We start from the raw sequence: 14,503 nt of genomic DNA, 5'->3' as shown, positions 1-14,503 counted from the left end.
GACATGACGCGAGATCGGATGCGCTTCGAGGGCATCATCCCCTATCTCGTCACCCCGCTCGATGCGGAGGGGCGGATCGAGGCCGGGGTGATGGCGGCGCTCTGCGACGACCTGATCGCGGCCGGCGTCCATGGCCTGACGCCGCTCGGCTCGACCGGCGAGTTCGCCTATCTCGACGAGGCGCAGAAGCGCGACACCGTCGCGGCGGTGGTGGCCGCCGCCGCGGGACGGGTGCCGGTGCTGCCCGGCGTCGCCTCGACGGCGACGCGCGGCGCGGTGGCGCAGGCGCGGGCCTGCCGGGCGGCGGGCGCGGACGGGATCGTGCTGATCCTCGACGCCTATTTCCCGCTGACCGAAGCGGAGGTGGAGCGCTACTTCCTGACCGTGGCGGACGCCACCGACCTGCCGATCATCCTCTACACCAACCCGACCTTCCAGCGCGCCGATCTCTCGGTCGCCTCGATCGCGCGGCTCGCCCGGCATCCGCACATCGTCGGCATCAAGGACGCCTCGACCAATACCGGGCGCCTGCTCTCGATCCTGAACAGGGTCGGCGACGATCTCGACGTCTTCGCCGCCTCCTCGCACATCGCCGCGAGCGTGATGATGCTCGGCGGCAAGGGCTGGTTCGCCGGCCCCGCCTGCGTCATCCCGCGGGAATGCCTGGCGCTCTACCGGCTGTGCCGGGAGGCGCGGTGGCCGGAGGCGGTGGCGTTGCAGAAGCGGGTCTGGGCCTTCAACGAGGTCTTCGCCCGCTACAATCTCGCCGCCTGCGTCAAGGCGGCGTTGCAGAGCCAGGGCTATGCCGTCGGCGATCCGGTGCCGCCCCAGAGCCCGGCCTCGCCGGAGGCGCGGGCGGCCATCGCGGCGGCGCTCGCCGCGGTGACCGCCGGCCCGGCGTCGCACTCCTGAGACGACCCGCCCTGTAGGACGACCACAGAGAGTTCGAGGACAATCCGATGACCACCGAGACCGCCCGGGCCGCCGCCGCGCGCCGCGACCTGGCGCTGACCATCGCCCGCGCCGCCGGCGAGACCGCGCTCGGGTTCTTCGACGCCCGTGACGCGCTGGTGATCGAGCAGAAGAGCGGGGCGCAGGACCTCGTCTCGCAGGCCGACCGCGAGGTCGAACTGATGATCCGTGCCCGCATCGCCGAGGTCTTCCCCGAGGACGGCGTGATCGGCGAGGAGCACGATCCGGTCCCGAGCCGGTCGGGCTATGTCTGGGTGGTCGATCCGATCGACGGCACCAGCCCGTTCCTCAACGGCCAGCCGAACTGGTGCGTGTCGATCGGCGTGCGCGGTCCCGAGGGGCTGGCGGCCGGCGTGATCGAGGCGCCGGTGCTGCGCGAGACCTACGTGGCCCTGGCAGGGCAGGGCGCGACCCTGAACGGCCGGCCCCTGCGCATCGACCCGGCGGCTTTGCTCACCTCCGCCAATATCGGTTTCGGGGCCACCCAGAAGACCCCGGCGGCGGAGGCGGCCGCCTTCGTGCGCGGCCTCTACGACGAGGGCGGGGTACTGTTCCGCAACGGCTCCGGCGCCCTGATGCTGGCCTATGTCGCCGCCGGGCGGCTCGCCGGCTACTACGATCCCGGCCTCAACGCCTGGGATTGCTATGCCGGCCTGCTGCTGGTGCGCGAGGCCGGCGGCGTCGCCGAGTATCTCGGCTCCGACGACATGCTCACCGGCGGCCTGCTCTATTGCGGCACGCCGGCGGTGGTCGCCGACCTGCGGCGGCTGGGAGAGGCGTCGCGGCGGCGGTGATCCCCAGGCAGACCTGCCTTGGCGGGCCGACGCTTCGCCGGCAGAGGTTCGTGTTGGTCGCAGATTTTTGCCGCCGAACCGGTGCCCGCTCCGGCGGCATCGGCATCGGGGCGCCAGGGCCTGCCCTCCGCCCCGTCAGGCGCCGCCCAGCATCGGCGCCACCGCCTCCGCCGCCACCGGCCGGCTGATGAGGTAGCCCTGCACCTCGGTGCAGCCCGCCCCGCGCAGATGGGCGAGCTGCTCCTCGGTCTCGACGCCCTCGGCGGTGGTGGACATGCCGAGGCTGTCGGCCAGCGTCGTCACGGCGCGCACGATGGCGAGGGCGTCGGGCCGCACCGAGAGGTCGGCCACGAAGGAGCGGTCGATCTTGATCTTGTCGAACGGGAACGCCCGCAGGTAGCCGAGGGACGAGTAGCCGGTGCCGAAATCGTCCATGGCGATGCGGACCCCGATCCCCTTCAGCCGGTGCAGGATGGCGAGCGTCGAGGGGGTGTCCTGCAAGAGCACGCCCTCGGTGATCTCGAGTTCGAGCCGGTGCGGGTCGAGGCCCGCGTCGCGCAGGGCCGCGATCACGGTGGCGTCGATGTCGCCGGTGCGGAACTGGACCGGCGAGAGGTTGACCGAAACCCGGACGGGGTCCGGCCAGCGCGCCGCCTCCTGGCAGGCCCGGCGCAGGACCCACTCGCCCAGCGGCACGATCAGGCCGGTCTCCTCGGCGACCGGCACGAAGGCGGCGGGGCTCACCACCCCGCGGGCCGGGTGGTGCCAGCGCACCAGGGCCTCGAACCCGGCGATCCGGTTGGCCGTGAGATCGAGGAAGGGCTGGAACGCCAGGGCGAATTGCTGCTCGGCCAGCGCCACCCGGAGATCGAGTTCGACGCCGCGGCGGGCCTGGACCGCCACGTCCATGGCGGGCTCGAAGAAGCGGTGGATGCCCCGTCCCTCGGCCTTGGCGCGGTAGAGCGCCATGTCGGCGGCCCGCAGCAGCCCGTCCGGATCCTGCCCGTCGGGCGGCGCGAGCGCGACGCCGATGCTGAGACCGACGGCGATCCGCTTGCCGTCGATCTCGTAGTCGCGTGCGACCGTCTCGATCAGCCGGGTGGCGAGGCGCCCCGCCTTGAAGCGCGAGGTCGCGAGCAGGACCACCGCGAACTCGTCGCCCCCGAGCCGGGCCAGGGTCGCGCGGCCGGCCTGCGCCTCGTCGCGGATCGCCGCGGTCAGCCGGGCGGTGACCTTGCACAGCAGCTTGTCGCCGACGGCGTGGCCGAGGGTGTCGTTGACGGTCTTGAAGCGGTCGAGATCGAGGCACAGGACCGCGGTGGCCCCGCCGCGCGATGCCGGCGTCCTGTCCAGCGCCTCGACCAGACCCTCGTGCAGCAGCACCCGGTTGGGCAGGCCGGTCAGGGCGTCGTGCCGGGCCATGTGGACGATCTGGGCCTCGGCGCGCTTGGCCGCCGTGACGTCCTCGTGCACCGTCACGAAGCCGCCCTCCGGGGTCGGCGCGTAGGTCACGGCGATGACCCGGCCGTCGACGAGGGTCTGGTCGAGCCGGTAGCGGGTGCGGGTGGCGAGCCGCTCGCGCACCTGCCGCCACGCCTCCTCGGGCGTGAGGCCCGGGAAGTTGCCGGCCTCGGTGCGGCGATGGATCAGCTCCTCGGCGGTGATGCCCGGATGCACCGTCTCGGCCGACAGGCCGTAGAGGTCGAGGAACTGGCGGTTGACGACGGTGATCCGGTAATCGGCGTCGAACAGGACGAGCCCGTGCGACATGTGGGTCAGCGCGTGGTCGAGGCGGTTCTTCTGCTCCGCCAGCCGCGCATCGGCCCGTGCCCGGTCGGTCGCATCCTCGTGGACCACCAGGGTGCTGCCGTCCGACAACGGCACGATGGTGGTCTTGAGCAGGACGCCGCCCGGCAACCGGCGCTCGCGGTGCAGCCGGATCCGCTGCGCGATGCGCGCGGAGACAGTGGCCCAGGCCTCATCCGGGCTCTGGTCGAGGTAGTTGCCGACGGCGGCACTGGTGCGGATCATGCGCTCGAGCGGGGTGCCGAGGCGCAGCAGGTCCGGCGGCAGCCCGAACAGGTCGCGAAGCCGGTCGTTGACGGCGATCAGCCGCAGGTTCGCGTCGAACAGGCAGACACCGACAGGCAGGCTCTCCACCACCGCCTCGAAGCGTCGCGCACCCTCGAGCTGCGCGACCGCCGGCTCCGACAGTTCGGCGCAGAGGCCGCGCCAGCCCGCGATCGTCCCGTCCGGCGCCAGGCGCGGCGCGCCGCCGAACCGGAACCAGCGGGTCCGCCCGTCCCGGTGCCGGTGCGGCCGGATCACGTCCCGGAACGGGCGTGGGCTGCGCAGCGGCACGTCGTCGGCCGCCTCCGGGCCGGTGAGCCCCGGCCAGGGCCGCCCGACCGGCTCCGCCTCGCCGGTCAGCGCCTCGTAGTGCCCCCGCACCGTCGTCAACCGGAGCTCCGCATCGGTCTCCCAGACCCAGTCGGCGGCGAAGGTGTCGAGGTCGTCGGGCAGCATCACGCGGTCTTCTACGAACGATTCAGGGTTCTCGCAAATTCGCTGCGATTTCGTTTCATCGGTTGTAGGAGCGGCGACGTCGCTACCTGAAGATCGGCGCGGCGGGCAGCGCATGATGTCCTCCGTCACGTGCCCCTCGGCTTCGCCCGCCGGGTCGGCGGAGCCGTGGTCGGGTCCTCCGGCCAGGGATGCCGGGGGTACTGGCCGCGCATGTCGGCGCGCACCGCCGCCCAGGAGCCGCGCCAGAAGCCCGGCAGGTCGCGGGTGATCTGGATCGGGCGCTGGGCCGGCGAGAGCAGGTGGAGCACCAGCGGCACGCGCCCGCCGCCGATGGTCGGGTGGCGGGTGAGGCCGAACAGTTCCTGCACCCGCACGGCGAGGGCCGGACCGCCCTCGGCAGCGTAATCGATCGGGATGCGCGAGCCGGTCGGCACCTCGAGATGGGTCGGCGCCTCGGCATCGAGGCGGGCGCGCAGGGACCAGGGCACGAGGTCGTGCAGCGCCTCGGAGAGCCGGTCGGCCCCGATCTCGTCGAGGCGGGTGAGGCCGGTCAGATGCGGCCCGAGCCAGTCGGGCAGGGTCTCGGCGAGGGGGGCGTCCGAGAGGTCGGGCCACGGCTCGCCCTCGGCGCTCCGAAGAAACATCACCCGCTCGCGCCATTGCTGCGCCGCCTTCGACCAGGGCAGGGCGGCGATGCCGAGGCCCGCGAGGCCCCGGGCCAGGATCGCGGCGCTGTCCGCGTCGGGCGGAACCGGCAGGATCCGCCCGGCCAGCGCGACGGCGCCGAGGCGGCGCTGGGCCCGGGCGCGCAGGGCGCGCGCCTCGGGATCGAACTCGACCCGGGTGCGGGCCTCGATCCGGTCGGAAAACAGCGCCTCGATGGCCGGCAGCGCGATCGGCGCCGCGGCCAGGATGCGCGCCGCCGACGCCTTGCCGACGATCTCGGCCACCGCCAGGAACGGCTCGCGGGCGAGCGCGGCGGCGGGGTCGAGGGCGGCGCCGCGGCCATTGGCCAGAACATAGTCGCCGGGCTTGCCCCGGGCCCGGGCGATCCGGTCGGGATAGGCCAGCGCCACGAGGGTGCCGGGATCGGGCCTGTCGGCGGCGGCCGGAGGGGCGGCGTGCGCCAGCGCGATCTTCGCCCAGCCGGCGGCGAGGCGGCGCATGTCCTCGGCCCGGGCCGAACGGTCGCGGCGGAAGCGCTCGGCCCGCTCGGCGAGATCCACGGCATCGCCGCCGAGGCCGCGCTCAACCAGAACCGCCGCGAGGTCGGCGGCGTCCCGCGCCGCGTCCCGCCCGCGTTCGGCGGCGCTCACCACCATGCGGGCGAGGCGCGGCGGCAGGGGAAGCGCCCGCAGCGCCCGGCCCGCCGGGGTCAGGCGGCCGTCGCCGTCGAGGGCGTCGAGACCGGCGAGCAGCGCGCGGGCCTCGGCCAAGGCCGGGGCCGGCGGCGGGTCGAGGAAGGGCAGGGTGGTCGGATCGGCGACGCCCCAGGCGGCGCAGTCGAGCACCAGCCCGGCGAGGTCGGCGGCCAGGATCTCGGGCCGGGTGAACGGTTCGAGGGCGCCGGTGGCGGCCTCGGACCACAGCCGGTAGCAGATGCCGGGCTGGGTGCGGCCGGCGCGGCCCCGGCGCTGGTCGACCGAGGCGCGGGAGGCGCGCTGGGTGACGAGGCGGGTCAGCCCGAGATCCGGCTCGTAGACCGGCACCCGGGCGAGGCCGGAATCGACCACGACCCGCACCCCGTCGATGGTGAGCGAGGTCTCGGCGATCGCGGTGGCGAGCACCACCTTGCGGCGGCCCGCCGGGCTCGGCCGCACCGCCCGGTCCTGCTCGGCCCGGTCGAGGGCGCCGTAGAGCGGCGCGAGGTCGATGTCGGGCCACTCGGCGAGGCGCTCGCGCAGACGCTCCTCGGTCCGGCGGATCTCGGCCTGCCCCGGCAGGAAGGCGAGCACCGAGCCCGGCTCGGCCCGGAGCGCCCGCATCACCGCATCGGTCACCGCGTCCTCGATGCGCTCGCGCGGGTCGCGGTCGAGGTAGCGGGTCTCGACCGGGAAGGCCCGACCCTCGGAGACGATGACGGGAGCGTCGCCCATCAGGGCGGCGATCCGGGCGCCGTCGATCGTCGCCGACATCGCCACGAGCCGCAGGTCCTCCCGCAGGGCCCCTTGCGCGTCGAGCGCCAGGGCGAGGCCGAGATCGGCGTCGAGCGAGCGTTCGTGGAACTCGTCGAACAACACCGCGGCGACGCCGTCGAGTTCGGGATCGTCGAGGATCATCCGGGCGAAGACACCCTCGGTGACGACCTCGATCCGGGTGCGGGCCGACACCTTGGAGCCGAGGCGCACCCGCAGGCCCACCGTCTCGCCGACCGTCTCGCCCAGGGTTGCGGCCATGCGCTCGGCGGCGGCCCGGGCGGCGAGGCGGCGCGGCTCCAGTAGGATGATCCGGCGATCGCCGCGCCAGGGCGCCTCCAGAAGGGCGAGGGGAACCCGGGTGGTCTTGCCGGCCCCGGGCGGAGCGACCAGCACCGCGTTGGGGCGGCGGTCCGACGGTCCGGCGAGGGACGCCGCAAGGTCGCCGAGGACGGCATCGATCGGCAGGGAAGGGACGGAGCGCATGGGCGCCGGGATGGCGGAGGCGGTCGGGCGGCGCAAGCCCGGACCGAAGCCGGCCGGCCCGCGCGACGCCCCCGTCCCGCATGTCCCAGGGGCGTCCCTGCGTCATTTTTCCGGATCATTTCCGGTGCCGCTAAGGAACATCGGGTGCGGCGAAGGATTAACGCCCGGGTTGGCCGAGGGGGCCAACGGCTGGAGAATACCGCGATGAAGTCTTTGACCCTGGCGCTGGCGGCGAGCGTCCTGCTGGGCGGTCTCGCCATGACCCCGGCCTCGGCCGCCGTGACCGGCCCGGCCCCGGCCGTCGCTGGCGCCGAGTCGACGGTCGAGCACGTCGCCATGCGCCGCCACTATCACTACCGCCACATGAAGCGGCACGACCGCCACATGCGCCGGCACATGCGCCGCAACACGATGATGCACGGCAACCCGAACGCCCGCAACCCGTCGCGCCCGGGCTACAAGCAGCAGCTCGGCAACACCACCGGCGGCCCGCGCTACTGATCGCGCAGCGCCGCACAGGTCACGGGGCACGTGTCCTCTCCGCCCTCCGGCGGCGGGACACGCGCTTCGTGACCTATGGATCGCGCCGCCGGGAGACGCCCCGCGCGGGGGGCTTGCGCCCGCCGCCTCGCCGGGCGAGGGGAGCCGGACCGGCATCCGTCGAACCCGAGAGCCTACCCGTGATCCTCGTCCCTCCGCCGCGCGGGGCCGCCCGCCGATGAGCCTCGCCTCCGTCAAGGCCGACCTCGCGGCCCGCGCCCCGGATCTCACCGTGCTCGAGACCGAGGCGAGTTCCGCCACCGTTGCGCTCGCCGCGGCCGCCCACGGCGTCGAGCCGGCCCGCATCGCCAAGACCCTGTCGCTGCGCCTCGGCGAGCGGGTGGTGCTGCTGGTGGCCCGGGGCGACGCCCGCCTCGACAACCGCAAGGCGAAGGCCGCCTTCGGGGTCAAGCCCCGGATGCTGGGCGCCGAGGAGGTCGAGGCGATCACCGGCCATCCGGTCGGCGGGGTCTGCCCGTTCGGCCTCGCGACGCCGCTGCCGGTCTATTGCGACGTCAGCCTGAAGGCGTTCGAGGACGTGATCCCGGCGGCCGGCTCCCCCAACAGCGCCGTGCGGGTCACGCCCGAGCGCCTGGCGGCGCTGACCGCGGCCGAGTGGATCGACGTCTGCCAGCCACCGGCCGCAGAGACCGACTCCGATCCGGCGGCGGCGCACTGACCCGGCCTGCGAAAACATCGGACGGCTGTGGATCGGGCGCCATCGACAAGCGGGGCGTTCGTGACCTAGCTGTCACGGAGCCTTCAAGCGGCCGGGCCACAACGCCCCTCCGTCGCGTCACTGCCGTCCGAGACCGCCCTTGATCTTCGTCCATCAGCCGAATGCCTGCGCCAGCACCGGTCAGCCGCTCCTCGAGCGGCGCCTGCTCGAGATGTCGGAGCCGATCCCGTCGGACGTGCTCTGGATCGACCTGATCGAACCGACGCGCCAGGAGGACCACAAGGTCGAGGCGTTCCTCGGCATCTCGATCCCGACCCGGGAGGAGATGCAGGACATCGAGCCGTCCGAACTGCTCTATGTCGAGAACGGCGCCCGCTACATGACCGGGCGGCTGCTCTGCCGGGTCGATACCGACGATGCCCGGCTCACCGGCGTCACCTTCATCCTGCGCGAGAACATGCTCGCCACGGTGCGCTACGACGACCCGCAGGCGTTCCGGATGTTCGTGCACCGGGCGGCGCGGCCGGCCGGGGTGATGCTGACCGGCGAGGCGATCCTGGCCGGCCTGATCGAGACCGTCATCGACCGCGCCGCCGACGTGCTCCAGCTCCAGGGCGAGCGGATCGACCAGCTGTCCCGCCGGATCTTCGCCGAGCATTCCGACCCGAGCGCCCGCAACGCCGAATTGCAGGACACCCTGCGGGCCCTCGGGCGCCACAACGAATTGCTGTCGCAGCAGCGCGAGAGCCTGGTCTCGGTCGAGCGCATCCTGCTCTCGCTCTCGGCGAGCTACCGGGCCACCAAGGCCCCGCGCGAGATCCGCGAGGAGGTCCGCTCCACCCTGCGCGACCTTCAGTCCCTCGAGGAGCATGCGAGCTTCCTCTCGGGAAAGATCCAGTTCCTGCTCGACGCCACGCTCGGCCTCGTCAACCTCGAGCAGAACAACATCATCAAGCTGTTCTCGGTCATGGCGGTGGTGTTCATGCCGCCGACCCTGATCGCCTCGATGTACGGCATGAACTTCAAGATGATGCCGGAACTCGACTGGGTTTTCGGCTACCCGATGGCGGTGGTGATGATGGTGGTGGCGGCGATCCTGCCCTACGCCTTCTTCCGCTGGAAGCGCTGGCTGTAGGAGGCTCGCGGGGGATGTGCGGCCGCTTCTTCGTCACCTCGTCGCCCGAAACCTTCCGGGCGGCCTACGGCTACGACGACCGGCCGAACTTCCCGGCCCGCCACAACGTGGCGCCGACCCAGCCGGTGGCGGTGGTGACGTCCGAGCACGGACGGCGCCGCTTCGTGCTGATGCGCTGGGGCTTCTTGCCGGCCTGGGTCAAGGATCCGGACGACTTCCCCCTCGTGATCAACGCCCGGATCGAGACCGCGGCCGAGAAGCCGAGCTTTCGCAATGCCCTGCGCTACCGGCGCTGCGTCTTTCTGGCGGACGGATTCTACGAGTGGCGCCGCGGCGGCCCGCGCGGGCAGGCGCCTTACGCGATCCGCCGGGCCGACGGCCGGCCGATGGCGCTTGCCGGCCTGTGGGAGACCTGGAGCAGCCGCGACGGCTCGGAGATCGACACCGCGGCGATCGTCACCTGCGGCGCCAACGGGCTGCTCGCCGGCATCCACGAGCGCATGCCGGCGATCCTGTCGCCGCAGGGGGTGGACGCCTGGCTCGACATGCGGGACGTCGAGGCCGGGCAGGCGGCCGCCCTGTGCCGTCCGGCGCCGGAGGAATGGCTGAGCCTTGCAGCCGCGAGCCGGCGGGTCAACGACGTGCGCAACGACGAGGCCGGGCTGCTGCGCCCGGACGAGGACGCCCCGGCCCCGCCGCCGCCCGAGCCGCCGGCAGAGGCGCAGGGCTCGTTGTTCTGAGGCTCTCCCGCCCCGGCCCGACATTCCGCCGGCACGGCAGACCGGATGCCGTGCCCGCTCCCGGCTGGACGAGGACCGGGCGCTACGCCGCCCGTGCCTCGAAATCGATCCGCGGATCGATCCAGCTATAGGTCAGGTCGGAGATCAGGTTCACCACCAGGCCCAGGAGCGAGAAGATGTAGAGATTGGCGAACACCACCGGATAATCGCGGTTGACGATCGATTCGAACGACAAGAGGCCGAGCCCGTCGAGGCTGAAGATGGTCTCGATCAAGAGCGATCCGGCGAAGAAGGCCGAGATGAACGCGCCCGGGAACCCCGCCACCACGATCAGCATCGCGTTGCGAAAGACGTGGCCGTAGAGCACCTGGCGCTCGGACAGACCCTTCATCCGGGCGGTGAGCACGTATTGCTTGCGGATCTCGTCGAGGAACGAGTTCTTGGTCAAGAGCGTCGAGGTGGCGAAAGCCCCGATCGCCATGGCGACGATCGGCAGCGTGATGTGCCAGAGGTAGTCGGTCACCTTCTGCCAGAGCGGGAAATGCGACCAGCCCTCGCTGGTCAGCCCGCGCAAGGGGAAGATCTGCCAGAACGAGCCGCCGGCGAAGAGCACGATCAGCAGGATCGCGAACAGGAAGCCCGGGATGGCGTAGCCGACGATGACGATCCCCGAGGTCCAGACGTCGAAGGGCGAGCCATCGCGCACCGCCTTGCGGATCCCGAGCGGGATCGAGATCGCGTAGGAGATCAGCGTCATCCACAGCCCGAGGCTGATCGAGACCGGCAGCTTCTCGCGGATGAGCTGGAGCACCGAGACATCGCGAAAATAGCTCTTGCCGAAATCGAAGCGGGCATAGTCCCACAGCATCTTCAGGAAGCGTTCGGGGGCCGGCTTGTCGAAGCCGAATTGCTGCTCCAGGCGCTTGATGAAGGCCGGGTCGAGCCCTTGCGCGCCGCGGTAGCGGGAATTCGTCTCGCCGCCGCCGCTCGTGGTTCCACCGCGCCCGGCGAGGTCGCCGCCGCCGCCGGTGATCCGCGACATGGCGGTGTTCTGGCCCTGGAGCTGGGCCAGCACCCGCTCCACCGGCCCGCCGGGAGCGAATTGCACGATCACGAAGGAGATCAGCATGATCCCGAGGATCGTCGGGATCATCAGGAGGAGCCGGCGCAGGATGTAGGCGGCCATGATGTCAGGTCCGTCCGATCTTTCGGGCCTTGTCGGCGTCGTGCCACCACAGGGCGGGCACGCCGAGGCCGTAGCGGGGCAGCACGCGCGGGCGCCCGTACATGTCCCAGAGCGCGAGGCGGTGGGTGGCGCCGTACCACATCGGCACCCAGTAGCGCCCGGCCCGCAGCACCCGGTCGAGGGCCCGGCAGGCGGTGGTGAGCGCGGGGCGCGAGGCGGCATCGGCGATGCGGTCGAGCATGGCGTCGGCGGCCGGGTTCTCGATGCCGGCGAGGTTCTGCGAGCCCGGCACCTTGGCGCTGACGCTGCCATAGACCTCGCGCAGAGACGCCCCCGGCGTCACCGAGCCGCCGAGCCGCAAAGCCACCACGTCGAAGTCGAAATCCTTCAGGCGGGCCTGGTACTGCGCCGCATCGACGAGGCGCGAACTCGCCCGGATGCCGAGCAGGGACAGGTTCTTGATGTAGGATTGCAGCAGCGGCTGGAAGACCGGCGAGGAATCCAGGAACTCGAAGGTCAGCGGCTGGCCGTCCGGCAGCCGCATCACCCCGCCGTCGCGGGTGCAGCCGGCCTGGCGCAAGAGCGTGTCGGCCCGGCGCAGCAGGGCACGATCCTGGCCCGACCCGTCGGAGCGCGGCGGCGACCACGGCTCGCCGAACACCTCGTCGGGCACGCGGCCCCGGAACGGTTCGAGAAGCGCCAGTTCCTCGGGCGCGGGCATCCCCTCCGCCTTCAGGTCGGAATTCTCGAAGAACGAGGCGGTGCGCCTGTAGGCGCCGTACATCAGGTTCTGGTTCGACCATTCGAAGTCGAAGGCGAGGCCGATCGCCTCGCGGATGCGGGGATCGCGAAACACCAGCCGGCGGGTGTTGAGGAACCAGCCTTGCGTGCCCGAGGGCGTGTGATCCGGCACCGTCTCGCGCTTGACCCGGCCTTCCTGCACCGCCGGGAAGTCGTAGCCGGTGGCCCAGACCCGGGCGGTGAACTCCTCGCGCCAGGTGAAGGTGCCGGCCTTGAACGCCTCGAAGGCCACGTCGCGATCGCGGAAATACTCGTAGCGAATCTCGCCGAAATTGTTCTGGCCGATCGTCACCGGCAGGTCGGCGCCCCAGTAATCGGCGACGCGCTCGAAGGCGATGAAGCGCCCGACCTCGAAGCGGGCGACCCGGTAGGGCCCGGAGGCGAGGGGCGCTTCGAGCGTCGCGGCCTCGAAGTCGCGGCTCCGGTAGTAGGCGTCCGAGAAGATCGGCAATTCGGCGACGATCAGCGGCAGGTCGCGGCTGCGGCCGGGGGCGAAGCGCACCACCACCGCGTCGTCGCCCTCCGGGCTCGCCCCGGCCACGTCGCGCAGGACCGCGGCGACGCGCGGATGGCCCTTCTCCTTGAGGGTCATGATCGAGAAGGCGACGTCGCGGGCGGTGAGCCGCGAGCCGTCGTGGAAGCGGGCCTGAGGCCGGAGGGAGAAGCGGTAGGCCAGCCCGTCCTCGCTCACCCGGACGCTGCGGGCGACGAGGCCGTAGAGCGCGTCGGGCTCGTCGAGGGCCCGGACCATCAGGCTGTCGAAGGTCAGGTCCATGCCGGCGGCGCCGTCGCCCTTCAGCACGTAGACGTTGAGGGTGTTGAAGGTCTCGGGATTCTGGTTGCCGAAGGTCGAGGAGATCTGCGCCGAGAAGCTCCCGCCCTTCGGCGCCATCGGGTCGACATAGTCGAAGCGCGGGAAATCCGGAGGATATTTCAGCTCGCCGAAGCTCGACAGGCCATGGCGGTCGGCGGGCTGGGCGAGAACCGGGAGGCGGGCGGCCAGCAAGGCCGCCCCGCTCCCCGCCAGGACCGTGCGACGGCGCATCACCGCGCCGCCCCGGTCTTGGCGGCCAGCGCCGGATCGTACCACCAGGTGGTCGGGAAGCCCGAGGCGCCGTATTTCGGCAGCACCGCCGGATGGGCGAAGCGGTTCCAGCGCAGGGTCCGCGACACGGTCGAGGACCATTGCGGCACCACGAAGTTGTGGGCGAGCAGCACCCGGTCGAGGGCGCGCGTCGCCGCCACCAGCTCCTCGCGGTCGCCGGCATAGATCACCGTGTCGATCAGCGCGTCGACCCCCGGATCCTTGATGCCCGCGAGGTTGCGCGAGCCCGGCCGGTCGGCGGCGGCCGAGCCCCAGAAATCGCGCTGCTCGTTGCCGGGCGAGAGCGATTCGGGCCAGTTGCTGAGGGCCAGCGCGTCGAAGTCGAAGCTGCGCACGAGGTTCTGGTACTGGGCCGGATCGACCACCCGCAACGACACCTTGAGGCCGATGCGCTCGAGCGCCGCGCGATAGGGCAGCACCACCCGCTCGGCCGAGTTGTCGTAGCCGAGGAATTCGACCGTGACGGGCTGGCCGGTGGCCTTCTCGACCATCTGGTTGCCGCGGATCTCGTAGCCCGCCTCCTGGAACAGGCGCACCGCCTCGCGCAGGTTGGCGCGGACCGCCTCGGGCGAGCCATTGACCGGGTTCTTGTAGGGCGTGGTGAAGACCGAGGCCGGCACCTTGTCCTTGACGCTCTCCAGGATCGCCCGCTCGCGGCCCTCCGGCAGCCCGGACGACGCCAATTCGGTGCCGAAGAAGAACGAGTCGACGCGCTTGTAGAGTCCGTAGAACAGGGTGCGGTTCATCTCCTCGAAGTCGAAGGCGAGGTTGAAGGCCCGGCGCACCCGCGCATCCGCGAACTTATTCCGCCGCAGGTTGAGGGTGAACGCCTGCATGATGCCGAGACCGGCCTGAGGGAACTCCTCCTTGACGATCCGGCCCTCGCGCACAGCCGGGAAGCCGTCATAGGCGGTGGCCCAGTTGCGGGCGATGTTCTCGGTGCGCCAGTCGAACTGGTCGGCCTTGAACGCCTCGATCATCACCGTCGCATCGCGAAAATATTCGGCGCGCTGGGTGTCGAAGTTGTTGGCGCCCCGGTTCACCGGAAGGTCGCGGCCCCAGTAATCCGGCACCCGCTCGTAGGTGGCGGAGCGGCCGGCATCGAAGCGGGCGAGGCGGTAGGGCCCGGAGCCGAGCGGGATCTCCAGCGTCGTCTCGGTCGGGTTGCGGGTCTTGCCGCTGGCGTCCTTGCCCTCCCACCAGTGCTTGGGCAGCACGGGCAACTGGCCGACGATCTGCGGCAATTCGCGGTTGCCCTTTTCCGAGAAGACGAAACGCACCTCGTGCGGCCCCGTCACCTCGGCCTTCGTCACGTTGTGATAGTAGGCGGCGTATTGCGGGCTGTTCGCCTTCAGCACGTCGAAGGAGAACACCACGTCGTCCGGCGTCACCGGCGTGCCGTCG

At 71.8% G+C, this 14,503-nt stretch carries 11 protein-coding genes; 6 read left to right on the top strand and 5 right to left on the bottom strand.

The features are described from left to right. Positions 1-3: 3 nt before the first annotated feature. Entirely contained in the window at positions 4-912 is a 909-nt protein-coding gene (locus tag VP06_RS20105; protein ID WP_245291249.1) for a dihydrodipicolinate synthase family protein, read from the top strand. 47 nt (positions 913-959) lie between these two features. Continuing rightward, on the top strand, positions 960-1,766 hold the full coding sequence (locus VP06_RS20100) for an inositol monophosphatase family protein (protein WP_048465569.1): 807 nt from the start codon (positions 960-962) through the stop codon (positions 1,764-1,766). Positions 1,767-1,901: 135 nt separating this feature from the next. Here VP06_RS20100 and VP06_RS20095 read toward each other — a convergent pair whose 3' ends face one another. Together VP06_RS20095 and hrpB are read right to left on the bottom strand one after the other, a co-directional pair. Continuing rightward, a complete protein-coding gene (locus VP06_RS20095; RefSeq protein WP_053081952.1) occupies positions 1,902-4,292 on the bottom strand; it encodes a putative bifunctional diguanylate cyclase/phosphodiesterase in 2,391 nt (796 codons plus the stop codon). Between the two features lie 125 nt (positions 4,293-4,417). Next, positions 4,418-6,913, bottom strand: coding sequence for an ATP-dependent helicase HrpB (hrpB, locus tag VP06_RS20090; protein WP_048465568.1), 2,496 nt, complete (start codon positions 6,911-6,913; stop codon positions 4,418-4,420). Between the two features lie 204 nt (positions 6,914-7,117). Between hrpB and VP06_RS20085 the strand changes: the two genes are divergently transcribed. The 4 genes from VP06_RS20085 (at position 7,118) to VP06_RS20070 (ending at position 10,007) form a co-directional block, all read left to right on the top strand. Further along, on the top strand, positions 7,118-7,414 hold the full coding sequence (locus VP06_RS20085; RefSeq protein WP_048465567.1) for a hypothetical protein: 297 nt from the start codon (positions 7,118-7,120) through the stop codon (positions 7,412-7,414). A gap of 217 nt (positions 7,415-7,631) precedes the next feature. Beyond that, a complete protein-coding gene (locus VP06_RS20080) occupies positions 7,632-8,132 on the top strand; it encodes a YbaK/EbsC family protein (protein ID WP_048465566.1) in 501 nt (166 codons plus the stop codon). 139 nt (positions 8,133-8,271) lie between these two features. Continuing rightward, positions 8,272-9,267 carry a magnesium/cobalt transporter CorA gene (gene corA, locus VP06_RS20075; protein ID WP_048465565.1) on the top strand — a complete coding sequence of 332 codons (996 nt, stop codon included), beginning with the start codon at positions 8,272-8,274 and terminating at the stop codon, positions 9,265-9,267. Between the two features lie 14 nt (positions 9,268-9,281). After that, positions 9,282-10,007 carry an SOS response-associated peptidase gene (locus VP06_RS20070; protein WP_048465564.1) on the top strand — a complete coding sequence of 242 codons (726 nt, stop codon included), beginning with the start codon at positions 9,282-9,284 and terminating at the stop codon, positions 10,005-10,007. Between the two features lie 82 nt (positions 10,008-10,089). Here VP06_RS20070 and VP06_RS20065 read toward each other — a convergent pair whose 3' ends face one another. The 3 genes from VP06_RS20065 to VP06_RS20055 form a co-directional block, all read right to left on the bottom strand. Beyond that, complete coding sequence (locus VP06_RS20065; protein ID WP_048465563.1) at positions 10,090-11,193, bottom strand: microcin C ABC transporter permease YejB; 1,104 nt, start codon at positions 11,191-11,193, stop codon at positions 10,090-10,092. A 4-nt stretch (positions 11,194-11,197) separates the two neighbouring features. After that, positions 11,198-13,039 (bottom strand): extracellular solute-binding protein, encoded by a 1,842-nt coding sequence (locus tag VP06_RS20060; protein ID WP_048465562.1) that lies wholly within the window; start codon positions 13,037-13,039, stop codon positions 11,198-11,200. Continuing rightward, a partial coding sequence (locus VP06_RS20055) for an extracellular solute-binding protein (protein WP_048465561.1) occupies positions 13,039-14,503 on the bottom strand: 1,465 nt, incomplete at its 5' end. The genes VP06_RS20055 and VP06_RS20060, both read right to left, overlap by 1 nt.

It is taken from the genome of Methylobacterium aquaticum (assembly GCF_001043915.1).
GTDB classification, from domain to species: Bacteria; Pseudomonadota; Alphaproteobacteria; order Rhizobiales; family Beijerinckiaceae; genus Methylobacterium; species Methylobacterium aquaticum.
Note: the sequence above shows the minus strand (reverse complement) of the source record. Positions and strands in the feature narration are given on the sequence as shown.

Bases quoted from the DNA above. Each gene is read 5' to 3' on its own strand.
- VP06_RS20100 (WP_048465569.1), top strand. From the start codon at position 960: ATGACCACCGAGACCGCCCGGGCCGCCGCCGCGCGCCGCGACCTGGCG.
- VP06_RS20105 (WP_245291249.1), top strand. From the start codon at position 4: ATGACGCGAGATCGGATGCGCTTCGAGGGCATCATCCCCTATCTCGTC.
- VP06_RS20095 (WP_053081952.1), bottom strand. From the start codon at position 4,292: ATGCTGCCCGACGACCTCGACACCTTCGCCGCCGACTGGGTCTGGGAG.
- VP06_RS20070 (WP_048465564.1), top strand. From the start codon at position 9,282: ATGTGCGGCCGCTTCTTCGTCACCTCGTCGCCCGAAACCTTCCGGGCG.
- VP06_RS20060 (WP_048465562.1), bottom strand. From the start codon at position 13,039: ATGCGCCGTCGCACGGTCCTGGCGGGGAGCGGGGCGGCCTTGCTGGCC.
- hrpB (WP_048465568.1), bottom strand. From the start codon at position 6,913: ATGCGCTCCGTCCCTTCCCTGCCGATCGATGCCGTCCTCGGCGACCTT.
- VP06_RS20080 (WP_048465566.1), top strand. From the start codon at position 7,632: ATGAGCCTCGCCTCCGTCAAGGCCGACCTCGCGGCCCGCGCCCCGGAT.
- VP06_RS20065 (WP_048465563.1), bottom strand. From the start codon at position 11,193: ATGGCCGCCTACATCCTGCGCCGGCTCCTCCTGATGATCCCGACGATC.
- VP06_RS20085 (WP_048465567.1), top strand. From the start codon at position 7,118: ATGAAGTCTTTGACCCTGGCGCTGGCGGCGAGCGTCCTGCTGGGCGGT.